Raw genomic sequence first — 21726 nt, forward strand, 5'->3', positions numbered from 1 at the left:
ATGTCGCGCGAAATTTGAAATTATTGGACAGCCGAGCGGATCTCAGTCGCGCGGCGCTTGCGCGGTCGACCCCCGGACCACCAGCTCGGGCTCGAAGAGCAGCTCGTCGGGGGCTACGGAAGCACCGTTGACCTGCGCGTTCAGCAGCTCCACGGCCGCTCTGCCCATGGCCTCGATGGGCTGGCGGACGGTGGTCAGCGGGGGTTCCGTGCAGTTCATGAAGGCGGAGTCGTCGTAGCCGACCACCGACACCTCGCCGGGGACGGCCAGCCCCTTGCGGCGGGCCGCCCTGATCGCGCCCAGCGCCAGCGGGTCGCTGGCGCAGATGATCCCGGTGACGCCCCGGTCGATGAGCCGGGTCGCCGCCGCGTGCCCGCCCTCGATCGAGAACATCGCGCGGACGACGTGCTCGTCCGGCAGCTCGCCCATCGTCCGCGCGGCCGCCAGCTTGCGGGCCGACGGCATGTGGTCGGCGGGCCCGAGCACCAGCCCGATCCGCTCGTGCCCGAGGGAGGCGAGGTGCCGCCAGGCCTGCTCGACCGCCACCGCGTCGTCGCAGGAGACGCCGGGAAAGCCCAGGTCGTCGATGGACGCGTTGACCAGCACGACCGGGATGTTGCGCTCGGCGAGCCGCCGGTAGTGGTCGTGCGGGGCATCGGCCTGGGCGTACAGTCCGCCGGCGAAGACCACGCCGGACACCTGCTGTTGCAGCAGCAGGTCCACGTAGTCGGCCTCGGAGACGCCGCCCTTGGTCTGGGTGCACAGCACCGGCGTCAGCCCGAGCTGGGCGAGCGCCCCGCCGATCACCTCGGCGAACGCCGGGAAGATCGGGTTCTGCAGTTCAGGGAGCACGAGTCCGACGAGCCGCGCGCGCTCACCGCGCAGCTGCGTCGGCCGCTCGTAGCCGAGCACGTCCAGCGCGCTCAGCACCGACTGCCGGGTGGCCTCGGAGACGCCGGGCTTGCCGTTGAGCACCCGGCTGACCGTGGCCTCGCTGACCCCGACCTTCTTCGCCACTTCAGCAAGTCGTCGCGTCATGAACGCAAGAATAGCGCAAGAAACGCAAGCAGTTTGCGTAACGATGTCACCGGATCTCAGCCGGGCCCGTCAGCCGTCCTCGCCGCGAGCCGACCACAGCCCGCGGACGTGCCCGAGGTGCCGGGTCATCACTTCCCGCGTCTTCTCGGCGTCGCGGGCCAGCAGTGCGTCGAGGAGTTCGAGGTGCTCCCGGGCGGAGGCCTCCAGCCGGCCCGCCTCGACCAGTGCGGTGAGCCCGAACAAGCGGGAGCGGCGGCGCAAGTCCCGTACGACCTCGACGAGATGCTCGTTGCCGGCCAGCGCCAGCAGACCCAGGTGGAAGTTCAGGTCGGCCTCGACGTAGGCGATGAGGTCGCCCTTCCCGGCCGCGGTGACGCACTCCATCGCGGTCGCACGGAGCGCTTCCAGGTCGACGGGGTCCGCGGTGGCCGCGAGGCCGACGGTGGTGGGGATCTCGATCAGGGAGCGGATGTGGGTGTACTCGTCGAGCTGCTGCTCGGAGACGGCGGTGACCCGGAAGCCCTTGTTGGGGACGATCTCGACCATGCCCTCCTTCACCAGCTCCAGCATCGCCTCGCGGACCGGGGTCGCGGAGACGCCGAGGCGGGGGGCGAGCGCGGGGGCCGAGTAGACCTGGCCGGGGCGCAGTTCGCCGGAGATCAGCGCAGCCCGCAGCACGTTCACGACCCGTTCCCGGTAGTTCGGGCTCCTGCCACCGAGGTCGGGCACGGCGGGGCGTTTCTGCGGGGTCATGGTGATCGTCCTCCTTGGGTCACCGGACATTATCGGGTCGTCTAGAGGACGAACCCGGCGGGGAAGGGGTCCTCCGGGTCCAGTAGGTACTGGGCGGTTCCGGTGATCCAGGCGCGGCCGGTGAAGCTGGGCAGGACGGCCGGGCGGCCGGCGACCTCGGTCGCGCCGAGGAGGCGGCCGGTGAACTGGGTGCCGATGAAGGACTCGTTGACGAACTCGGTGTGCAGCGGGAGTTCGCCGCGTGCATGCAGCTGCGCCATGCGGGCGCTGGTGCCGGTGCCGCAGGGCGAGCGGTCGAACCAGCCGGGGTGGATCGCCATGGCGTGACGCGAGTGGCGGGCGGTGGAGCCGGGGGCGATCAGGTGGACGTGATGGCAGCCGCGGATCGACGGGTCCTCGGGGTGGACGGGCTCGTCCTCGGCGTTGATGGCGTCCATGAGGGCGAGGGCGGCGGTGAGGATGTCGTCCTTGCGGGAGCGGTCGAAGGGGAGGGAGAGGCGGTCGATGGGGAGGATGGCGTAGAAGTTCCCGCCGTATGCCATGTCATATATTACTGACGACCCGTCAGCCAACGTCACCTTCCGGTCGAGCCCCACCGAGTACGACGGCACGTTCCGCAGCGTCACCGCCTTCGCCGCCCCGCCCTCCACCGCCACCTCGGCGATCACGAGCCCGGCCGGGGTGTCGAGGCGGATCGTGGTGACCGGTTCGACGACCTCGACCATGCCGGTCTCCACGAGCACGGTCGCGACCCCGATCGTGCCGTGCCCGCACATCGGGAGATAGCCGGAGACCTCGATGTAGACCACGCCCCAGTCGCAGTCGGGGCGGGTCGGCGGCTGAAGGATCGCGCCGCTCATGGCGGAGTGGCCGCGCGGCTCGTTCATCAGCAACTGCTTGATGTCGTCGCGGTGTTCGCGGAAGTACAGCCGCCGCTCGTTCATGGTCGCGCCGGGGATGGTGCCGATGCCGCCGGTGATCACGCGGGTGGGCATGCCCTCGGTGTGCGAGTCGACGGCGTGCAGGACGAGTTTGCTGCGCATGGCTACCTCTCCTGGGCGAGGCCGGCGGCTACGGCCTGTTCGGTGGCGGCGCGGACGGCGGCCTCCTGCTCGGGCAGCAGGGGCACGCGTGGGGGCCGGACGGGTCCGCCGTGCCGGCCGACGATGTTCATGGACAACTTGATGGCCTGCACGAACTCGACCCGCGAGTCCCAGCGCAGCAGTGGGTGCAGCTGCTCGTACAGCTTCTTGGCGGTGGCCAGGTCTCCGCCGACGGCCGCGTGGTACAGCTCGGTGCTCGCGGCGGGCAGGGCGTTCGGATAGCCGGCCACCCATCCCTTCGCGCCGGCGATCGCCAGCTCCAGCAGGACGTCGTCGGCGCCGATCAACAGGTCGAGTTCCGGGGCGAGTTCGGCCAGCCGCCAGGCGCGGCGGACGTCGCCGGAGAACTCCTTGACGGCGTGGATGTGACCTTCGGCGTGCAGTTCGGCGAGCAGCTCCGGTACGAGGTCGACCTTGGTGTCGATCGGGTTGTTGTACGCCACGATCGGCACGCCCGCCTTCGCGACCTCGGCGTAGTGGGCGAGCACCGAACGCTCGTCGGCGCGATAGGAGTTGGGCGGCAGCAGCATCACCGACGCGCACCCCGCGTCACGCGCCTGCTCGGCCCAGCGGCGGGCCTCGGCGGAGCCGTAGGCGGCGACGCCGGGCATGACGCGCCGCCCGCCGATGGCGGCGACGGCGGTCTCCACAACCCGCGCCCGCTCCTCGGGGGTGAGCACCTGGTACTCGCCGAGCGACCCGTTGGGGACGACTCCGTCGCAGCCGTTCTCGACGAGCCAGGCGCAGTGTTCGGCGTACTTGTCGTAGTCGACGGAGAGGTCGTCGTTCAGCGGGAGTGCGGTGGCGACGAGGACGCCGCGCCAGGGGCGGTGGTCGGTCATGAGGGTCCTCTCTCAGTGGGCTGGTCGGGCTCCTGGGCGAGCACGCCGAGCGGCACGGGACGGGCGAACGGCCGCCGGGACGGCGTGAATTGGCATCCGGTGAGCCCGGCGACGGCGGGCCCGCACATCCGGCCCTGACACCAGCCCATACCGGCCCGGGTCAGCAGCTTCACGGTGCGCAGATCGCCCGCGCCGAGCTCGTCGACGGCCTCGCGCACGGCCCCTGCGGTCACCTCCTCGCACCGGCACAGGACGGTGTCGTCGGCGACCTGCTCGGTCCAGTGCGCGGGCGGCCGGTAGACGCGGTCGAGCGCTGCCGCGAACTCCCTTTGTCCGGTACGGGACTTGGCGGCGGCCGCCCACTCCCCCGGGTCGGCCTCGGTGCCGAGCAGGCGTGCCGCGGCCGAGAGTCCCGCGATGTGCCCCTCGGCGAGCGCGAGCGCCGAGCCGCCGATGCCGGTGACTTCCCCCGCGGCCCAGACGCCCGGCACGTCGGTGCGCTGCTCGTCGTCGACGTGGACGCGCGGGCCGTCGAGACGGCAACCGAGGCTCTCCGCGAGGTCGGTGTGCGGCAGCATGCCGTGGCTGACTGCCAGGCTGTCGCAGGCGATACGGCGTCCGGTGCCGGGCCTGACCCGCCCGTCCGCGTCGAGCGCGGCGACCGTGACGGCCTCGACGCGGTCGGTGCCGTGCGCCTCGACGACGGTGTGCCGGAAGAGCGTGCGCACGCGGTGCCGGAGCAACTGGCCCGCGTACGCGGCTCCTTCGCCGAGCTTGCCCGGCTGCGAGACCAGCGCACGGGACTGCCGTACGAAGGCACGGGGATCGGCGGACTCGACGAGGGCCGCCAACTCCACCCCGGCCGCGGCGAGTCCGGTCGCGACCGGGAGGAGCAGCGGACCGGTTCCGGCGACGACCGCGGTGCGGCCGGGCGCGGTGAGGGTGCCCTTGAGCATGGCCTGGGCGCCGCCTGCCGTGAGGACGCCGGCGAGGGTCCAGCCGGGGAAGGGCAGGACGTGTTCGTACCCGCCGGTGGCGAGGAGCACGGCGTCGGCGTGGACGACGGCCGGGTCCTGCTGTTCGGGGCCGAGCAGGGCGTGCACGGTGAAGCCGTCGGGCAGCCGCCGCTCCACGAACCAGACGTGATGGTCCGTCAAATGACTGACAGCGCGTGCCTTTACGTGCTCGCGCAGCCCGTCCCTCAGTCGTTCCCAGGTCCGCCACTGGTGGTGCAACGCCTGCGGTCGGCCCGCGCGGAGCTCGGCGGCGGGCTGCCGGTAGAACTGCCCGCCGGCTGCGGCGCCGGAGTCGATCAGCGTGACCCGCGCCCCGCGACCGGCGGCCGCCAGTGTCGCGGCAAGGCCCGCAGGCCCGGCGCCGATCACCGCCAGATGCGGCCGCTCACCCATCCCGGCCCGTCCCCTCCTGCGTACGGATCACGTCGCCCGGGGTCACCGGCACCAGGCAAGCCCGTTGGTTGGAGCGGTCGTTGACGGTCACGAGGCAGTCGAAGCAGACGCCGATGCCGCAGAAGACGCCGCGGGGGCGGCCCTCGCCCCGGGTGGTGCGCCAGGAGGTGATGCCTGCCGTCCAGAGCGCGGCGGCGACGGTCTGGCCGGGCAGGGCCTCGATCTCCCGGCCGTCCAGGGTGACCGTGAAGGCGGGGCCAGGGTGGGCGTCGGCCAGGTCGAGCGGAGAACTCACGCGGCCTCCTCGGCGAAGCGGTCGGGGCGGAACGGGGTCAGGTCGAGGTCGGGCGCCTTCGCGGCCAGGACCTGCGCGAGCAGATGACCGGTGCCGGTCGAGAGGCCGATGCCCGCGCCCTCGTGGCCGCAGGCGTGGTAGAGGCCGGGGACACGCGGGTCGGGGCCGATGGCGGGCAGATGGTCGGGCATGTAGGGGCGGAAGCCGACGTACGAGCGGATGGCGTGGACGTCGGCCAGGAACGGGAAGAGCCGCGTGGCCCCCGCCGCGAGCGCGCGCAGGGCCGGGAGCGAGAACGACCGGTCGAAGCCGACGCGTTCGCGGCTCGCGCCGATCAGGACCGGCCCGGCGGCGGTGCCCTCCACCACGGGCGAGGTCTGCAGCGCGGCCGAGTCGCTGGCCACGTCGGCCACGTAGTCGGCGGCGTACACCTTGTGCCGGACCAGGCGCGGGAGGGGTTCGGTGACGAGGACGTAGCCGCGGCGCGGGAGGACGGGGAGGGTGGCGCCGGCGAGGGCCGCGAGGTCGCCGCCCCAGGTACCGGCCGCGTTGACGAGTGCGGGGGCGTGGATGTCGCCCTGGCCCGTGCGGACGCCTCGGACCGTCCCCTCCGGGGTGCGCAGTACGGCCGTCACGGTCCGGCCGGTGAACAGACGGGCGCCGGACGCGCGTAGCAGATGGGCGGCGGCCAGGGCGGGCATGACCTGGCTGTCCTGCGGATAGTGCACGCCGCCGGGGAGGCCCGGGGCGAGGTGGGGTTCGAGGGTGTAGAGGGCGTCGCCCGCGACCGGTTCGGCGACGACTCCGGCGGCGCGCTGCTCGGCGGCGAGGTCCTCGAGTGTGGTGAGGCTTCCGGGGGAAGTGGCCACGACGACGCCACCCTTGGCCTCGTACTCGATGAACTGCCCGAATTCCTGGGCGAGTTGCTCCCACAGGCGGCCCGACAGCAGTGCGAGGTCGAGCTCGGGTCCTGGTTCCTTGTCGGAGACCAGGAGGTTGCCCTCCCCCGCGCCGGTCGTGCCGCCGGCCACCGGGCCGCGGTCCACGACGACGACGTCCAGGCCGGCACGAGCCGCGTACAGGGCGCAGGCGGCGCCGACCATTCCGGCGCCGACGACCACGACATCGCAGGTCAGCGGCTGGCTCACGCCAGTACTATGTCACATACCACTGGGCCTGGGAACAGTGCGGACGCGACCGACAAGCGCCCTCCCCCTAGACCCGGCTCCCGCCGGCCGTGTCCGCCGACAACCGCTGAGCCACATAAATAGGAACCACCGACAGCAGCACCAGCACCGCCGCCACCACGTTCACCACCGGTGCCTGCTGGGGGCGTGTCATGTTGTTGAAGATCCAGATCGGCAGGGTCTCGATCCCCGGCCCCGCCGTGAACGTCGTCACCACGATCTCGTCGAAGGACAGCGCGAAGGCCAGCAGGCCGCCCGCGAACAAGGCGGACCGCACCAGCGGGAAAGTGACGTCCACGAAGGCCCGGAAGGTGTTCGCGCCCAGGTCCATCGCCGCCTCCTCGTACGAGCCCGCCGTACGCCGCAGCCGTGCCACCACGTTGTTGAAGACCACGACGATGCAGAAGGTGGCGTGTCCGACGATCACCGTGAAGAGGCCCAGCCCCACGCCCAGCGGCTCAAGTACCGTGCCGAAGGCCGAGTTGAGGGCGATGCCCGTGACGATGCCGGGCAGGGCGATCGGCAGGACGACCACGAAGGAGATGGCGTCCCGGCCGAAGAAGCGGTGGCGGGCGACCGCGAAGGCGATCAGCGTGCCGAGCACCAAAGCGATGGCGGTGGCGCCCAGGCCCGCCTTCACCGACACCCAAAGCGCCTCCCTCGCACCGGAGTTGTCCCATGCCACCGACCACCAGTGCAGGGTCAGGCTGGACGGTGGCCAGCTCGCGCTGCGGTCGGGGTTGAGGGAGTTGACGAGGACGAGCAGCAACGGGACGTAGATCACGGCGAATCCGAGCCCGGCTGCGACGCGCAGCGCGATGCGCGCGGAACGGGAGAGTTGCACGGCGGGCTCCTCTACAGGCTGCTGAGCGCGCCGGTGCGGCGCATGGCCAGCAGGTACACGACGATGACGACGACCGGGACGGTGCCGAGCGCGGCGGCCATCGGCAGGTTGAGCTCGATGTTGGAGTAGACGAGATTCCCGATGAGCTGGGTCTTTCCGCCGACGATCTGCACAGTGATGTAGTCGCCGAGGCTGAGCGAGAAGGTGAAGATCGACCCGGCGGCCACGGACGGCAGCACCATCGGGACGACGACCGACCGGAAGGTCCGCCCGCTCCGCGCGCCCAAGTCCGCCGACGCGTCGAGCAAGTTGGCGGGCAGCTGCTCCAGCGCCGTGTGGATCGGCAGGATCATGTACGGCAGCCAGAGGTACGTCAGCGTGAGCACGGCGGCGGGGAGGCCGAAGCCGGGTCCGCTCAGGCCGAACGGCTTGAGCATCCAGTCCGCGAGCCCGCCCTCGGACAGGATCAGGCGCCACGCGTACACCTTGACCAGGTAACTCGCCCACAGGGGCGTCAGGATGGCGACGACCAGCAGCGGACGCCACTTCGGCTTCGCCACCCGCGCGGTGTAGAAGGCGAGCGGGAAGGCGATCACCACGCACAGGGCGGTGACCGCGAGGGCGACGCCGATGCTGCGGAGGATCACCTGGCGGTAGACCGGCGTGGTGAACAGGGCGTGGAAGTTGTCGGTCGACCAGACCTTCACCACCTCGGAGGTGAAGGAGTTGGTGGTCCAGAACGCGGAGACGAACAGTACGGCGAGCGAGCCGAGGTAGAGCACGGCCAGCCACAGCAGCGGCGCGGTCAGCAGCAGGGCCAGCCGCAGCCGGGGGCGCCGGTGCAGCGCCCCCGCCGTCCGGGTCAGTACGGTCACGTACTCAGCCCTTGATCTCGGTCCAGGCCTGCACCCACTTGGCGTACGGCACGCACTTCACGTCGGTGCGGCCGTCGAGGCACTGCTCGATGGGCGTGTTCCAGAAGGCGATGTTCTTCCAGTAGCTCTCGTCGGCCGCGTGGTACGTCTCGCAGAAGGTCTTGTCACTGGTCTGGTCGCAGGCCTTGGAGTTGGCCGGGGCCTCGCCGAAGTACTCGGCGACCTGGGCGTTGACCTTCGGGGAGACGATCCAGTTCATCCACTGGTAGGCGCAGTTGGGGTGCTTGGCCTTGGAGTAGAGCATCCAGGTGTCGGACCAGCCGGTCGAACCCTCCGTGGGCACGAAGGCCTTGACCTTGACGCCTTCGTCGGCGGTGAGGTTGGCGATCACCTGCCACGTCGTCCCCACCACCGAGTCGCCGCTCTTGAACGCGGAGATCTCCTTGAGGTAGTCGCTCCAGTACTCGCCGATGTCCGCGTTCTGCTTCTTCAGCAGGGCCACGGCCGCGTCGAACTGCTTCTGGTCGAGCGCGTAGGGGTCCTTGATCTTCAACTCGGGCTTGGTGGCCTTGAGATACAGGGCCGCGTCCGCGATGTAGATCGGCGAGTCGTACGCCGTCACATGCCCCTTGTACTTCGACGCGTCGTCGAAGACGGCCGACCAGGAGGTGGGTGCCGGGCTGACCTTCGCGGTGTTGTACATCAGCAGGTTGGCGCCGCGGCCGTGCGGGATGCCGTACATCTGGCCCTTGACCGAGTTCCAGCTGCCGTTCTTCAACCCGCTGAAGATGTCGGCGTAGTTGGGCACGAGCTTGGTGTTGACGGGGGCCGCGTCGCCGGAGGCGATGAGGCGCAGGGAGGCGTCGCCGGAGGCGGAGACGGCGTCGTACTGGCCGGTCTTCATCAGCTTGACCATCTCGTCGGAGCTGGCGGCGACCTTGGAGTTGACCTTGCAGCCGGTCTGCTTCTCGAAGGGGGTGACCCAGTCGACCTTGGGGTCGTTGGAGCCGTCCTCGACGTAGCCGGCCCAGGCTATGAGGTTGACCTGGCCCTCGGACGTGCCGAGCTTCGACTGCGCCTTGAGATCAGGGGGGTTGAGGCCGGTGGCGGAGGAGCTGCCGGAGCCGGAGGAGCCGCAGGCGGTGGCTGCGACGAGCAGCGCGGCGGCGGCCGCCACCTGGAACGTTCGGGTGATGCGCACGACGTTCTCCATAACCGTGAGGGGGCTTCAGCGGGTGTCGGGGACCTGGATCGTGTGGCGGTGGTGCCACCGCAGCCGCACCCGGGTGCCTCGGTAGGCGGCCACGTCCTCGGCGGAGGTCTCCAGGTTCTGCTGGAGGGCGGTGAGGCGGCCGCCGGCGTCGAGGTCGACGAGGAAGCGGGTGGCGTCGCCCAGGTAGACGACCTCGGCGACGGTGCCGACGGCGGTGGCGTGGTCCGGCTCGTCGGCCTCGGCGGACTCCTTGAGGACGCGGATCTTCTCGGGCCGGATGCTGTAGACGCCGGGGGTGCCGACGACGCGCTGGGCGGACTCGCCCTCCAGCAGGTTGGAGGTGCCGACGAAGGACGCCACGAAGGGGGTCGCGGGGCGTTCGTAGATCTCGGCGGGGGTGCCGACCTGCTGGATGCGGCCCTGGTCGAAGACGGCGATGCGGTCGCTCATCGTCAGGGCCTCCTCCTGGTCGTGGGTGACGAAGACGAAGGTGATGCCGACCTCGCGCTGCAGCGCCTTGAGCTCGACCTGCATCTGCTCGCGCAGCTTGAGGTCGAGGGCGCCGAGCGGTTCGTCCAGGAGCAGCACGCGGGGGCGGCCGACCAGGGCGCGGGCAAGGGCGACGCGCTGGCGCTGGCCGCCGGAGAGCTGGGCGGGCCTGCGCCTGCCGTACCCCTCCAGGCGCACCTCGGTGAGCGCCTTGCGGGCGCGCACCAGCCGCTCCGCCTTGGGGACCTTGCGGACCCTGAGGGGGTAGGCGACGTTCTGCTCGACGGTCATGTGCGGGAACAGGGCGTAGTCCTGGAAGACGGTGTGCACGTCCCGCTCGAAGGGCGCGAGCCCCGTGACGTCCTGTCCGGCGAGCTCGATCCGGCCCTCCGTCGGCGTCTCGAACCCGGCGATCATCCGCAGCACGGTGGTCTTGCCCGAGCCCGAGGGGCCGAGCATGGAGAAGAACTCCCCGTCCCTGATCTCCAGGTCGATCCCGGCCACCGCGGTCGTCTCCCCGAACGACTTCCGCAGGTCCTGCAGCCGGATCGCAATTCCCTCCATGGGCGGGAACCTTTCTGGCGCTCTCTTACGTTGCACGGAAAGATATGAAGTCATAGTTCAAAGCTCAAGGCCCCCTTAGGGTAAAGCTTGAGTCAACGCACAAGGTGGTGGCCGTGAAGCAGCAGCAGATGAACGGCGGCGCCCGCAGAGCCGTCTTCACCCCGGTGGACAACCGCGCGCGCGTCGACGCGGTGGTCCGCCGCATCGGCGACGCCATCGAGCTCGGCCTGCTCGCCGACGGGGAGCAGCTGCCCGGCGAGAGCGAGCTGGCCGGCCAGCTGGGCGTGTCCACCGTGACCCTGCGCGAGGCGCTGATGGCCCTGCGCCAGCAGGGTCTGGTCACCACCCGGCGGGGCCGCGGCGGCGGCTCCTTCGTCTCCCTCCCGGAGGTCCCCGGCGAGGAGCGCCTCAAGGTCCGGCTGCGCGGCTGGAGCCCCGAGGAGCTGCGCGACCTCGGCGACCACTGGGCCGCCCTGTCCGGTACGGCGGCCCGCCTCGCCGCCGAGCGCACGGAGCCGGACGACCTCGTACAACTTCGGCGTACGGCCGAGGAGTTGACGCATGCCGAGGACGCCGCGGCGCGCAGCCGGGTGTACGGGCGCTTCCATGTGGAGCTGGCCGCGGCGGCCCAGTCGGCGCGGCTCACCCGGGAACAGGTGGCCCTGCAGACGGAGGTCGGGGCGCTGCTCTGCCTTGTGCTCGGGGACGACGAATATCGTGAAGAGGTGGCGGACCGTCACCGGTCCGTAATCTCGGCCGTGCAGGATGGGGCCCACACATCGGCCAGGGAGCTGGCCGAGCGGTGCGTCCAGGAGTCGACGGCACGGCTGATCGCGCTGCGCCTCGCCCTCTGAAGCCGCGCCGCGCCCGGTTCCGTCCGCTGGAGGGCGCCATGCGCAGCAGCCCCGGCCTCGTCCCCGCGGCGACCACGACGCTCGTCGCGTCCGTCGAGGAGCAGGTGGCGGCCCAGGTCGGCGGCGCCCTGGAGGCGGTGTTCGAGGCCGTCGCCGAGACCCGGGCCGATACGGCGGCCCTGCTCGCGCGGGTGGCCGCGGAACACCGCCGGCCCGCGACCGTGGACCTCGCCGCGCTGCGCCCCGGTCTCCATCTGCGGCTGGCCCGGCAGGAGTTGGTGTCCGGCGTCGGCTTCGTCGCCGCGCCCGGGCTGCTGACGGACGTACCCGCGTGGCTGGAGTGGTGGCAGACCACCGCGGAGGGCGGCGTACGGCCGCTGCTGCTCGACCTGGATCCGAACCAGTCGGCGTACTCGGACTACACGCACTGGGACTGGTTCGCGCTGCCCCGCGACACCGGTGAGCGGGCGGTCGCCGGGCCGTACGTCGACTACCTCTGCTCGGACGAGTACAGCCTCACCCTCTCCGCGCCGGTCGAGGTGGAGGGACGGTTCGCCGGGGTGGCCGCGGCGGACGTCTACCTGCGCCACTTCGAGGCGGCCGCGCTGCCGCTGCTGCGCCGGCTGCCCGGACGCGCCCACCTGGTCAACGCCCGTGGGCGGGTGGCGGCCTCGGCCGATCCGGCGCACCTCGCCGGTTCGCTGACCAAGGGACCGGACTTCGGCGCCGTACTGGAGCGGGGACGGCCCGCCCGGCACGACGGGACACGGCTGATCCCCTGCCGGGGCGTCCCGCTGGTCCTCGTCACGGCAACCCGCTGACCGGCATGCTGACTTGGCACCGTCGGCGACCTGAACGCCGGCGGGGCCAGGTCAGGCCTCGGAGGCCGGCACCACCTTCAGGTGCGAGCCCGCGAGGCGTGCCGAGCGGGCCCGAGGCCGCTCGCGGCGGGCCTCCCGCATCACCAGCGTCATCCGCGTGTATCCCATGTCCTGAAGCGTCCGCGGCGTCTCGTCCACGACCCGGCAGTCGGTGGCGCCCCACCGCGGATCGGGGTGCACCAGCGGCCGTACGGCGCCGTCGTGCTCCACCGCGCGCTCGCCCATCACCCGGATCCAGTGCGGCAGGCCCTGCCGGTAGGCGGCCTCCATGATCGGGTCCTGGGCGATCTCCCGCCGGATGGCCTGCAGCCCGTGGTCGTGGCCGTACCGCTCGACGGCGGCGGCGAAGTGGGCCAGCATCGGCAGGCACCAGCTCGACTCGTGCTCGCCGAGCACGGTCCCCGCGTCCGGGTGGAAGAGGACGAACCTGAGGAAGTTCTCGCCGGGCATGGCCGTGGGATGAGGTCCGACCGTACGGAAAAGTGACGCGAAAGCGTTGTTGGAGAGAACGACGTCCCAGCGGTGGTCGACGACGACGGACGGGAAGGGGACGGCCTCCAGAAGGGTGGCGTAGTCCTGCAGATACGCCTGGGCCTCGGGACTCTCGGGGACGGGCCGCGGTGCCGGTCGCTGCCCTCCTGCCTGAAACGCCATCGGGAGGTCACCCCTCTTGCCTATGCGGCCTTCACGCGGCGCCTTGATCCTGCGGCCCGGACGCGAGTTGTGTCAACTATCGTGGCATTCCGTGCCTGTTGACGGCTGAAATTGGCCACAGTTGTGGCGACGTCTGGATGTGAGTTCGAACCAACCGGTAATCTCCGTCGAGTTCACGGCAACCGCTTGTGAGAAGCCTGTGAGATACGTAGGCCTGTGAGACACGTAGGAGATCTGTCGGTGACGGATGGCTTCGAGAGTCCGGGCACCACGGCGACGCCCGCCGCGCTGTCGGCCGTCGTCGCTCGCGTCACCGCGCTCGCCGACCGCCTCGGCGTGCCGCACGCGGAGGTCTTCGACACGGCCCGGCTGTCGGCCGCCTCGGGCGTCCCGGAACCGGTCGTCAAGGCGCTCCTGCGCGGCCGTCCCGCCGGTGAGCCCGATGTCCAGGCCCGCTTCCTGCAGCGCCTGGACCTGCTCCGGCGCACTCGGCTGAAGCCCAACGGCCGCAAGTACACGCAGCAGGAGATCGCCGACGGCGCGGGCATGTCCCGCCAGCAGGCGGGCGCGCTGATCAACGGCGACCGCCGGCCCACGATGGAGCACTGCGACGCCATCCAGCGCTTCTTCCGCGTGCACGCGGGCTTCCTGACCGCCGAGGACCCCGAGGCCCTCACCGGCACCCTGCAGAGCACCGAGCAGGAGCTGCTGCAGAAGCTCGCCGAGCGGGAGGAGGCCGGGGCGGCCGAGGACCCGCTGGAGAAGCTGCTGCAGGACCACGGCGTCCGGGGCATCGCCTGGCGGGCCGCCCAGCTGCCCACCGACCAGCACCGCGACAAGGTGGCGGAGTGGCTGGACATGCTCCTGGAGAGCGTCAAGCGGCCCGAGTCGTGAGCCGGGGGAGAACTGTGGGCATCGGCAGGGAAATGCGCCGCCTGTGCGGCGAGTTGGTCGCGGAGCTCACGCTCCCGGTACCGGCCGCGCCCACGGACCTGTACGGCGCCCTGTGCGCGGCCATGAGCCGGCGCCGCGCCCGCCCGGTGCACTTCCGCACGGCCGCCTTCCCGCCGGACACGGCGAGCGGCCTGTGGCTGGACATGGCCGACCAGGACCTCGTGGTGATCGAGGAACGCACCGCCCCCGACCACCAGTTGGTGATCCTGGGCCACGAGCTGTGGCACATGCAGGCCGGCCACCGCGGCCACCACGTCGAGGGTACGAAGGTGGCGGCCCGGCTCCTGGACGACGAGGCCGATCTGCGGGCCACGGTCCGTACGGTGGCCGCGCGCACCCACTTCGACCTGGCCGAGGAGAAGGAGGCCGAGGCCTTCGGTCTGCTTCTGGCGAGCAAGTGCCGTACCTGGCTTGCTGGTTCGGGGCAGCGGGGCCCGGTGCCGCGCGATCATCTGGCGGGCCGTATCGAGGCGTCGCTGGGGTATCTGGGACCGCAGGGCTGACCGTCCCCTCATGTGGCGCTGCGTTCGCTGGCCTCTCTCAGGTCCCGTTCCACGGCTCGGGTGCGGTCCGTGTCGGGGCCTTCCACGAGCAGGTCGCGCCAGTGTTCCCGGCTCCAGTCCGCGGGATCGGTGGTCGCCGTGAACTCCTCGACCAGGGCGACGAAGCGGGCCGGGTCGGTGTGGAACGGGAAGTGGCCCGCCCCCTCGAAGATCTCCAGCCGGCTGCCCGGCATCGCCTCGTGCGCCCCGAACGCGTGCCGTACCGGCACCACGCTGTCCCGGTCGCCCCACAGCAGCATGGTCGGCATGCCCTCGGTCAGATAGCAGCGGTCCAGCATGGTGACGACCTGGCCACGCCAGTCGACGACGGCGCGCAGGGTGCGGATGAAGGCGTTGCGGCAGGTCTCGTCCGGCAGGGCGTCCACGAGGTTGACCAACTCCGGGGCGTCCTGGCCGAGGTCGGTGTCGAGGTACTTCATCAGCCGTACCGCGAGCCCCACCTGCATCCGCATCCCCGGCAACCGCAGCGAGGACAGCATGAGATGGGCCCCGGGCAGCGACACCAGGCGCAGCACGGGATTCACCTCGCGTCCCACGCCGCCCGCGCTGACCAGGATGAGCCGCTCGGTGCGCTCGGGGAACTGGTACGCGAACTGCATGGCCACGCCCCCGCCCAGCGAGTGCCCGACCAGTGTGGCCGACTCGATGCCGAGCGTGGTGAGCAGGTCCCGCACGCCGTTGGCGTAGGCGGCCACCGAGTAGTCGGCGCGCGGCTTGTCGGAGTGGCCGTGGCCGAGCAGGTCGGGGGCGATGACGGTGTGCGTGCGGGCGAGGTCGGGGATCAGCTCGGCCCAGGTCGCGGACGAGTCGCCGATGCCGTGGATGAGGACCAGCGCGGGGCCCTCGCCGGCCATGCGGAACGCGCGCCGGTAGCCGTGCACCACGCGGTACTGCAACTCCAGTTCGCCGTCGGCCACCGGGCGCAGCCGCACCGCGCGCACCGGGCGCCGTCGAGGTCCTTCGACCACGCTCGCCTCACCCCTTCCTCGGCCGCTCGGCAGCTGCCGAAAGCCCTTGCCCTCCAGCGTAGGACGGCTTTCCCACAAGGGATTTCGAGGACGTTTCGCCTCCGCTAAGCGGGCGAAAGGGCCGGTGCCCGGACCCGATTGTCAGTGGTGGACGGCAAGCTGGAGTTGCGCCCCTCTGTGCGGGGCGTGACCGACCAGCCGACGCGGGGAGAGCCGACCGATGCCGACAGCCGTACTGACCGACCGCGAGCGCACCGCCGTACAGGCCTACCTGCGCCTTTTGCACACCGTACGAGCCGCCTTCGACGGTCCGCCGGGAGACGCCCGACCACCCGTCGTGCCGCCCGCCGTGCTGGCGGAGGCGGACCAGGCGCTGGCCGCGGCGGGCCTGACGGGGAACGAGGAGGAGTTCTTCCGGCTGCTGCAGAGCTGGTGCCCGGAGCCGTGACGCCCGGTGGGGTCAGGTGGTGGTGTGCGGCACGGTGACCGCCGTCGCCACCAGCCCCCGCTGGACCGTCCAGCGGCCCTCGAAGCGGCCGAGCCGACGGCCGCCCACGACCGGGCCCGGGACCAGGAGCTCGGCCCGGAAGGCGCCGTGCAGGCGCTCGCCGGGGTCGACCGTGACCTCGATGTCGGCCTCGGTGAACTCCAGCCACTGGCCGGTGAGCGGGAACCACGCCTTGTAGACCGACTCCTTGGCGCTGAACAGCAGCCGGTCCCAGTGCACCTCGGGGTGGTCCACGGTCAGCCGGCGCAGGCGCGCGCCCTCGGCGGGCAGGGACACGGCGTCCAGGACGCCCTCCGGGAGCGGCCCGTGGGGTTCGGCGTCGATGCCGAGGGAGGCCAGGTCACGGGTGCGGACCAGGGCGGCGGCGCAGTAGCCGTCGCAGTGGGTCATGCTGCCGGCCAGGCCGGCGGGCCAGCCGGGTGCGCCGCGCTCGCCGGGCAGCAGGGGCTGCGGGGGCACGCCGAGCTTCTCCATGGCGCGGCGGGCGCAGGCGCGCACGAGGGCGAACTCGCGGCGCCGCTTCTCCACGGCCCGCGCGACGACCTCGGCCTCCTCGGGGTACAGCGGCGCGGGCTCGGTCCCGTCGTCGCCGTGCACCTCCACGGCCACCACCTCGTGCGGCAGCAGCTCCTCGATCACCCGTCCCCGACCTCCTTCGGCAGGATGCGGCGCAGTCTTCCCGGCGGCTGCGGGCGCTTGCTCCACTCGCGCGGGTAGCCGACGGACACCTCCTCGAAGCGGACGCCCTCGTGCCAGGTGGTCCGCGGGATGTGGAGATGGCCGTAGACCATGGTCTCCACGCGGAAGCGGCGGTGCCAGTCGGCGGTCAGTCCGGTGCCGCACCACATGGCGAACTCGGGGTGCCACAGGACGTCGCAGGGGTGCCGGTCCAGCGGGTAGTGGTTGACGAGGACGGTCGGCAGGTCCGCGGGCAGCGCGGCGAGCCTGCGCTCGGTCTCGGCGACCCGGGCCCGGCACCAGGACTCGCGGGACGGGTAGGGGTCCGGGTGCAGCAGGAACTCGTCGTTGCACACGATCCCGGTGCCGTGCGCGTACTCCAGCCCCTGCGCCTTGGTGACACAGCCGGACGGCAGGAACGAGTAGTCGTAGAGGAGGAAGAGCGGGGCGACGGCCACCGGGCCGCCGGGGCCGTCCCAGACCGGGTAGGGGTCCTCGGGGGTGAGGACTCCCAGGTCGCGGCACATGTCGACGAGGTGCTCGTAGCGGGCGACCCCGCGCAGGGTGACGGGGTCCCTGGGGTGGGTCCACAGCTCGTGGTTGCCCGGCACCCAGACCACCTTGGCGAAGCGGCTCGCGAGGGTCTTCAGGGCCCACCGGATGTCGGACACGGTCTCCGCGACGTCGCCGGCGACGAGCAGCCAGTCCTCGTCGGTCTCGGGGCGCATCGCCTCGACGAGGGCGCGGTTCTCGGGGTATCCGATGTGGAGGTCGCTGATGGCCAGCAGCCGTCCGGCACCACCGGCCGTCGACGTCACCTGTCGCCCCCTCCGCACTCCCACGCGCACCCGATCGGCACCACGACAACATATCCGTGCCGCCCGGACAAGGCGGCACCGGACGGGCGGCGGAGGGCCGGCACCGGATGTCGGGGAATCCGTAACACGCACGTTGCACGCGGGGCCTCTCGAAAGCCGTATGATCGCCCCAACACCACCGCTACGAGCTCCCCTCCACAGGGGCTTTTTGGCGACCCTCCAACTCCCCTGCCCGGGCACGGGCTTGCTTTGCCGTGCCCGCGAACCTTGAAAGGACGGCCCTGCATGGTCTCTCGCGTACGCGTCTGGCTCAACCGCACGTACGCGGAGAACGTGTTCTTCATGGATCAGCTACGCCGAAATCCCAGCGATCGGGCGGTGGAGATCCATGCGACGCACGGGGACGCCGACTCACCCGTGCTGGCCGCCGCCGACACCGCAGAGCTGGAGCCGGAGGGTCTTTCCCCGGCCGCCTACGTGGAGTTCGCGCTCGCCCAGTGCGAGCGGCGCCGCATCGACGTGTTCGTGCCGCGGCTGCACCAGTCGGCGATCGTGGCGCACCGCGCGGAGTTCGAGGCCGTCGGTACGGCGCTGCTCGCGCCGCCGCCGGAGGGCGTCGCCGTCTTCGAGGACAAGGTGATCGCCTACGAGGCCGTGCAGGCCATCGGGGTGCCGGTGCCGCCGTGGTGGCGGGTGCGGTCCGCCGACGAACTCGTCGCCGCCGTCGAGGAGTTGGAGGCCGGAGGGCACAAGGCGTGCTTCAAGCCGGCGTCCGGCGCGGGCGGTGTGGGCTTCCGGGTGATCACGCGTGCGCCCTTCTCGATGATGCACCTCAACGGTTTCCCGAGCCCGTACGTGCCGATGGACCTGGTGCTGACGGCGCTGAAGGAGAGCGACGAGCCGGTCGACTGGATCGTGATGCCGCGGCTGGAGCAGCCGGAGGTGTCGGTTGACTGCCTGACCGGGCCCGACAACCGGCTGCGGCTGGCCGTGGGGCGGACGAAGAACGGGCGGCGGCGCGGGTTCACGCTGCACGAGCAGTGGCTGGAGCCGGCGCGGCGGATCGCCGAAGGGTTCGGGCTGCACTACCTGTCCAACATCCAGTTCCGGATGTTCGGGGACACCCCGGTGCTGATGGACGTCAACACGCGGCCCGCGGGCGGGCTGCACCAGCTGTCGCTGTGCGGGGTCAACGCGCCTTGGGCGGCAGTGCAGTTGGCGCTCGGGGAGGATCCCGGGGAGATGGTCCCGCCGTTCCTCGGGCAGGACTACACGGTGGTCTCCGGACCGCGGCCGCTGCGGGCGGTGTCGCTGCCGCAGCAGCGCACGGAGGAGGCCACGGAGCCGCTGCTCCCGGCGGTTCCGACACCGGCACCGGTCGACTCCGTCGAGGTGGCGGCCCAGGTACTGCCCCTTTAGGAAAGACATTTCACTCACCGGTATGGACCAATTCCGTCGTTCTCCTTGACAGGCGGATTGGTCCATACCAACTTGTGTTACGCACCCCTGCACTTCTCTCTGCACTCCCGAACACCCCCATTCCTTCAGGGAGATCGCGTGCGCAACACACTCAGACGTTCCAGACGTCGGCTCCTTGCCCTGCTCGGCTCCGCCGCTCTCGCCCTTGCCGGAGCCATCGCCCTTCCGGGCACCGCCCAGGCGGCCAACATCCTGACCAACCCCGGCTTCGAATCGGGCAGTCTCTCCCCCTGGACCTGTACCGGGAACCTCGGCTCGGTCGTCTCCTCGCCCGTGCACGGCGGGTCCAAGGCCCTTCAGGGGGCGGCCAGTTCGAGCGACAACGCCCAGTGCACCCAGACCGTCGCCGTACAGCCCAACACCACCTACTCGCTCAGCGGCTGGGTGCGCGGCTCGTACGTGTACCTCGGGGTGAACGGGGGCGCGTCCACCTGGACCACCTCCCCCTCGGCCTACAGCCAGCTGACCGTGTCCTTCACGACCGGCGCCTCCCAGACCAGCGCCACCATCTACGTCCACGGCTGGTACGCCCAGGGGACCTACTGGGCCGACGACATCAGCCTCGACGGGCCCGGCGGCGGTGGCGGCTCCGACACCCAGGCGCCCACCACACCCAGCGGCCTGACCTCCACCGGCAAGACCTCGTCCAGCGTCTCGCTGCAGTGGAACGCCTCCACGGACAACGTGGGTGTCACGGCGTACGACATCTACAGCGGCTCCAACAACGTGCTCAGCGTCTCCGGTACGTCCGCCACGGTCAGCGGCCTCTCGCCGAGCACCGCCTACACCTTCACGGTGAAGGCGCGGGACGCGGCCGGGAACACCTCCGGGGCCTCGGGCTCCGTGTCCGTGACGACCGATGCGGGCAGCGGCAGCAGCGGGTTCAAGCAGGCCGCGCCCTATCTGTACGAGGGCTGGGGCGATCCGCCGAGCCCCAGCACCGTGATGAGCGCCACCGGCATCAAGTGGTTCACGATGGCCTTCGTGCTGGACTCCGGCGGCTGCACGCCCGCCTGGGACGGCAGCCGGGCGCTGACCGGCGGAGTCGACCAGACCGCCATCAACCAGATCCGGTCGGCCGGCGGTGACATCGTGCCCTCGTTCGGCGGCTGGCAGGGCAGCAAGCTCGGGGCCAACTGCTCCTCCGCGAGCGCGCTCGCGGGTGCCCTGCAGAAGGTGATCGACGCCTACTCGCTCAAGGCGATCGACATGGACATCGAGAACACGGACGAGTTCGAGAACGAGGCCGTGCAGGCGAAGATCCTGACCGCGCTGAAGACGGTCAAGGCCAACAACCCCGGCCTGAAGACCATCGTCACCTTCGGCACGTCCACCACCGGTCCGACGTACTACGGCAACCGGCTCATCGAGCAGGCCCAGTCGCTCGGTGCCAACATCGACGTCTTCACCATCATGCCGTTCGACTTCGGCGGCGGCTCGGACATGTACGGCAACACCGTGAACGCGGCCGAGGGGCTGAAGACCAAGCTGAAGTCGACGTTCGGGTGGGACGACGCCACCGCGTACTCCCACATCGGCATCTCCGGCATGAACGGGCTGTCCGATCAGCAGGAGACGACGACCCCGGCGATCTGGACCCAGATCAAGGACTGGAGCAACAGCCACCACATCGCGCGGCTCGCCTTCTGGTCGGTCAACCGTGACCGGCCGTGCGCGGGCGGGGGCGTGGTGAGCAACTGCTCCGGCATCAGCCAGAACAACTGGCAGTTCACCTCGATCACGGCCGGCTTCACCGGCTGAGCCGTACGACGGACACAGGCGTGGGGTCGCCCGCTCAGACCGGGTAGCCCCACGCCTTCGCCAACTCCGCGAGGCGCGCCGGGAGTTCGGCGGTCTCGTCGGCGGCGCGGGCGGGCTGGACGCGGCCGGACCTGATGGTGCTGGACCAGTCGCCGAGCTGGGGGCGGAAGGTGCCGTGGTCCTTGGAGCCGTAGTCGAGCATCGCGGGCTCCCAGTCGACGCCGAGACAGGCGCACAGGGCGCGGGTCGTGCCCTCGGGGTCGGCGGTGAGGTCCTCGTAGGTGACCACGTGGACGTCCAGGCTCTGCCGGGCCTCTTCCAGCTTCTCGGCGTAGCGCAGGACTTCGGCGCGGATGGCCTCGTGGTCGGGGTCCTTGCGGCGGTCGGTCAGGGAGGCGATGACCGCGCCCGGGTGACGCAGCAGCAGGATGTAGCGGGCGTTCGGCCAACATCGGTGCAGGCGAGGCCAGATGAGGGTGTTGGGCGGCGTCTTGTCGACGATGACGTCCTTGCCGCTGCGGGTGAGCTCCAGGTGCAGCACCCGGTCCCACAGCATGTGTTCCAGCTCGGCCCTGTCGAGTTCGAGCGCCTCCATGGCGGCCGCGGTGAACGAGCGGGACAGGTCCACGTGCAGGGTGCGCAGATGCATCTCGTGCGGGGCGCGGATGCGGCTGTGGCTGTTCAGCAGGACCCGCAGCAGCGTCGAGCCGGAGCGCACGGAGGACAGCACGAAGACCGGCGACTCGACGAGACGCGGGGCGGGCGGGGCCGCGTACGACGACTTCGCCGTGCCGGACGGCGTCCGGCCGGTGCGCGGCGACGGTACGGCGTCCAGGGTGCGGCGCGGGGGGCTCACCGCCTGCGCCATGAGCCTCCCCCGGCGCTTGAGTCCCTTGCCGATCGCGGACATACGCGGCTCACGCACGCTGGCACCTTTCTCTCGTCTTTCGGCCGCATCACAGGGGTAGAAGACGAACTCCAGGTGTCCGGGAAAAG

Annotated in this window: 23 protein-coding genes; 7 read left to right on the forward strand and 16 right to left on the reverse strand. The window is 71.2% G+C overall.

Going from position 1 to position 21726, the window contains the following annotated elements; translation table 11 throughout:
* Nucleotides 1-42 precede the first annotated feature (42 nt).
* The 11 genes from ABZ848_RS24850 to ABZ848_RS24900 all read right to left on the reverse strand — a co-directional run bounded on the left by ABZ848_RS24850 (nt 43) and on the right by ABZ848_RS24900 (nt 10612).
* On the reverse strand, nt 43-1038 hold the full coding sequence (locus tag ABZ848_RS24850; RefSeq protein WP_360835276.1) for a LacI family DNA-binding transcriptional regulator: 996 nt from the start codon (nt 1036-1038) through the stop codon (nt 43-45).
* 69 nt (nt 1039-1107) lie between these two features.
* The gene (locus ABZ848_RS24855; RefSeq protein ID WP_360835278.1) at nt 1108-1791 is read right to left on the reverse strand and encodes a GntR family transcriptional regulator; all 684 of its coding nucleotides are present in this window, start codon (nt 1789-1791) and stop codon (nt 1108-1110) included.
* Nucleotides 1792-1832: 41 nt separating this feature from the next.
* Nucleotides 1833-2834 (reverse strand): proline racemase family protein, encoded by a 1002-nt coding sequence (locus tag ABZ848_RS24860; RefSeq protein WP_360835280.1) that lies wholly within the window; start codon nt 2832-2834, stop codon nt 1833-1835.
* Nucleotides 2835-2836: 2 nt separating this feature from the next.
* The gene (locus ABZ848_RS24865) at nt 2837-3736 is read right to left on the reverse strand and encodes a dihydrodipicolinate synthase family protein (RefSeq protein ID WP_360835282.1); all 900 of its coding nucleotides are present in this window, start codon (nt 3734-3736) and stop codon (nt 2837-2839) included.
* A complete protein-coding gene (locus ABZ848_RS24870; RefSeq protein WP_360835284.1) occupies nt 3733-5145 on the reverse strand; it encodes an NAD(P)/FAD-dependent oxidoreductase in 1413 nt (470 codons plus the stop codon). Before ABZ848_RS24870 ends, ABZ848_RS24865 begins: the two co-directional genes overlap by 4 nt.
* The gene (locus tag ABZ848_RS24875) at nt 5138-5440 is read right to left on the reverse strand and encodes a (2Fe-2S)-binding protein (protein WP_360835286.1); all 303 of its coding nucleotides are present in this window, start codon (nt 5438-5440) and stop codon (nt 5138-5140) included. The genes ABZ848_RS24870 and ABZ848_RS24875 overlap by 8 nt, the downstream gene beginning before the upstream one ends.
* Nucleotides 5437-6588, reverse strand: a complete 1152-nt coding sequence (locus ABZ848_RS24880; RefSeq protein WP_360835288.1) for an FAD-binding oxidoreductase — start codon at nt 6586-6588, stop codon at nt 5437-5439. Before ABZ848_RS24880 ends, ABZ848_RS24875 begins: the two co-directional genes overlap by 4 nt.
* A gap of 67 nt (nt 6589-6655) precedes the next feature.
* Entirely contained in the window at nt 6656-7471 is an 816-nt protein-coding gene (locus tag ABZ848_RS24885) for an ABC transporter permease (RefSeq protein ID WP_360835290.1), read from the reverse strand.
* Between the two features lie 11 nt (nt 7472-7482).
* Nucleotides 7483-8346 (reverse strand): ABC transporter permease, encoded by an 864-nt coding sequence (locus tag ABZ848_RS24890; protein ID WP_360835292.1) that lies wholly within the window; start codon nt 8344-8346, stop codon nt 7483-7485.
* A gap of 4 nt (nt 8347-8350) precedes the next feature.
* A complete protein-coding gene (locus ABZ848_RS24895) occupies nt 8351-9559 on the reverse strand; it encodes an ABC transporter substrate-binding protein (RefSeq protein ID WP_360835294.1) in 1209 nt (402 codons plus the stop codon).
* A 15-nt stretch (nt 9560-9574) separates the two neighbouring features.
* Nucleotides 9575-10612, reverse strand: a complete 1038-nt coding sequence (locus tag ABZ848_RS24900; RefSeq protein ID WP_360835296.1) for an ABC transporter ATP-binding protein — start codon at nt 10610-10612, stop codon at nt 9575-9577.
* A gap of 113 nt (nt 10613-10725) precedes the next feature.
* On the opposite strand from ABZ848_RS24900, the gene ABZ848_RS24905 reads away from it, so the two are divergent.
* Nucleotides 10726-11466 (forward strand): GntR family transcriptional regulator, encoded by a 741-nt coding sequence (locus ABZ848_RS24905; protein WP_360835298.1) that lies wholly within the window; start codon nt 10726-10728, stop codon nt 11464-11466.
* 38 nt (nt 11467-11504) lie between these two features.
* Nucleotides 11505-12287 (forward strand): cache domain-containing protein, encoded by a 783-nt coding sequence (locus ABZ848_RS24910; RefSeq protein WP_360835300.1) that lies wholly within the window; start codon nt 11505-11507, stop codon nt 12285-12287.
* Nucleotides 12288-12338: 51 nt separating this feature from the next.
* Here the strand turns inward: ABZ848_RS24910 and ABZ848_RS24915 are convergent, their stop codons facing one another.
* Entirely contained in the window at nt 12339-13001 is a 663-nt protein-coding gene (locus ABZ848_RS24915; protein ID WP_360835302.1) for a hypothetical protein, read from the reverse strand.
* A 240-nt stretch (nt 13002-13241) separates the two neighbouring features.
* Between ABZ848_RS24915 and ABZ848_RS24920 the strand changes: the two genes are divergently transcribed.
* Entirely contained in the window at nt 13242-13895 is a 654-nt protein-coding gene (locus ABZ848_RS24920) for a helix-turn-helix transcriptional regulator (RefSeq protein WP_360835304.1), read from the forward strand.
* A gap of 32 nt (nt 13896-13927) precedes the next feature.
* Complete coding sequence (locus ABZ848_RS24925; RefSeq protein ID WP_360835645.1) at nt 13928-14458, forward strand: toxin-antitoxin system, toxin component; 531 nt, start codon at nt 13928-13930, stop codon at nt 14456-14458.
* 8 nt (nt 14459-14466) lie between these two features.
* Here ABZ848_RS24925 and ABZ848_RS24930 read toward each other — a convergent pair whose 3' ends face one another.
* On the reverse strand, nt 14467-15486 hold the full coding sequence (locus ABZ848_RS24930; RefSeq protein WP_360835306.1) for an alpha/beta hydrolase: 1020 nt from the start codon (nt 15484-15486) through the stop codon (nt 14467-14469).
* Between the two features lie 220 nt (nt 15487-15706).
* Here ABZ848_RS24930 and ABZ848_RS24935 point away from each other — a divergent pair, with 220 nt between their 5' ends.
* Complete coding sequence (locus ABZ848_RS24935) at nt 15707-15934, forward strand: hypothetical protein (RefSeq protein ID WP_360835308.1); 228 nt, start codon at nt 15707-15709, stop codon at nt 15932-15934.
* Between the two features lie 12 nt (nt 15935-15946).
* On the opposite strand, the gene ABZ848_RS24940 is transcribed toward ABZ848_RS24935, so the two are convergent.
* Nucleotides 15947-16633, reverse strand: coding sequence for a 4'-phosphopantetheinyl transferase superfamily protein (locus ABZ848_RS24940; RefSeq protein WP_360835310.1), 687 nt, complete (start codon nt 16631-16633; stop codon nt 15947-15949).
* Complete coding sequence (locus tag ABZ848_RS24945) at nt 16630-17490, reverse strand: metallophosphoesterase (RefSeq protein ID WP_360835312.1); 861 nt, start codon at nt 17488-17490, stop codon at nt 16630-16632. Before ABZ848_RS24945 ends, ABZ848_RS24940 begins: the two co-directional genes overlap by 4 nt.
* A 285-nt stretch (nt 17491-17775) precedes the next feature.
* Here ABZ848_RS24945 and ABZ848_RS24950 point away from each other — a divergent pair, with 285 nt between their 5' ends.
* Both ABZ848_RS24950 and ABZ848_RS24955 read left to right on the forward strand, forming a co-directional pair.
* Nucleotides 17776-18909 carry an ATP-grasp domain-containing protein gene (locus tag ABZ848_RS24950; RefSeq protein WP_360835314.1) on the forward strand — a complete coding sequence of 378 codons (1134 nt, stop codon included), beginning with the start codon at nt 17776-17778 and terminating at the stop codon, nt 18907-18909.
* A gap of 138 nt (nt 18910-19047) precedes the next feature.
* On the forward strand, nt 19048-20730 hold the full coding sequence (locus tag ABZ848_RS24955; RefSeq protein WP_360835316.1) for a carbohydrate binding domain-containing protein: 1683 nt from the start codon (nt 19048-19050) through the stop codon (nt 20728-20730).
* 34 nt (nt 20731-20764) lie between these two features.
* Here the strand turns inward: ABZ848_RS24955 and ABZ848_RS24960 are convergent, their stop codons facing one another.
* Nucleotides 20765-21655, reverse strand: a complete 891-nt coding sequence (locus tag ABZ848_RS24960; protein ID WP_360835318.1) for a sulfotransferase — start codon at nt 21653-21655, stop codon at nt 20765-20767.
* Nucleotides 21656-21726: the final 71 nt, after the last annotated feature.

The organism is Streptomyces sp. NPDC047081 (genome assembly GCF_040643775.1).
GTDB lineage: Bacteria > Actinomycetota > Actinomycetes > Streptomycetales > Streptomycetaceae > Streptomyces.

Excerpts from the sequence above, each read along its gene's own strand:
- ABZ848_RS24850 (WP_360835276.1), bottom strand. The coding sequence starts at position 1,038 with ATGACGCGACGACTTGCTGAAGTGGCGAAGAAGGTCGGGGTCAGCGAG.
- ABZ848_RS24855 (WP_360835278.1), bottom strand. The coding sequence starts at position 1,791 with ATGACCCCGCAGAAACGCCCCGCCGTGCCCGACCTCGGTGGCAGGAGC.
- ABZ848_RS24860 (WP_360835280.1), bottom strand. The coding sequence starts at position 2,834 with ATGCGCAGCAAACTCGTCCTGCACGCCGTCGACTCGCACACCGAGGGC.
- ABZ848_RS24865 (WP_360835282.1), bottom strand. The coding sequence starts at position 3,736 with ATGACCGACCACCGCCCCTGGCGCGGCGTCCTCGTCGCCACCGCACTC.
- ABZ848_RS24870 (WP_360835284.1), bottom strand. The coding sequence starts at position 5,145 with ATGGGTGAGCGGCCGCATCTGGCGGTGATCGGCGCCGGGCCTGCGGGC.
- ABZ848_RS24895 (WP_360835294.1), bottom strand. The coding sequence starts at position 9,559 with ATGGAGAACGTCGTGCGCATCACCCGAACGTTCCAGGTGGCGGCCGCC.
- ABZ848_RS24900 (WP_360835296.1), bottom strand. The coding sequence starts at position 10,612 with ATGGAGGGAATTGCGATCCGGCTGCAGGACCTGCGGAAGTCGTTCGGG.
- ABZ848_RS24910 (WP_360835300.1), top strand. The coding sequence starts at position 11,505 with ATGCGCAGCAGCCCCGGCCTCGTCCCCGCGGCGACCACGACGCTCGTC.
- ABZ848_RS24915 (WP_360835302.1), bottom strand. The coding sequence starts at position 13,001 with ATGGCGTTTCAGGCAGGAGGGCAGCGACCGGCACCGCGGCCCGTCCCC.
- ABZ848_RS24925 (WP_360835645.1), top strand. The coding sequence starts at position 13,928 with ATGCGCCGCCTGTGCGGCGAGTTGGTCGCGGAGCTCACGCTCCCGGTA.
- ABZ848_RS24935 (WP_360835308.1), top strand. The coding sequence starts at position 15,707 with ATGCCGACAGCCGTACTGACCGACCGCGAGCGCACCGCCGTACAGGCC.
- ABZ848_RS24950 (WP_360835314.1), top strand. The coding sequence starts at position 17,776 with ATGGTCTCTCGCGTACGCGTCTGGCTCAACCGCACGTACGCGGAGAAC.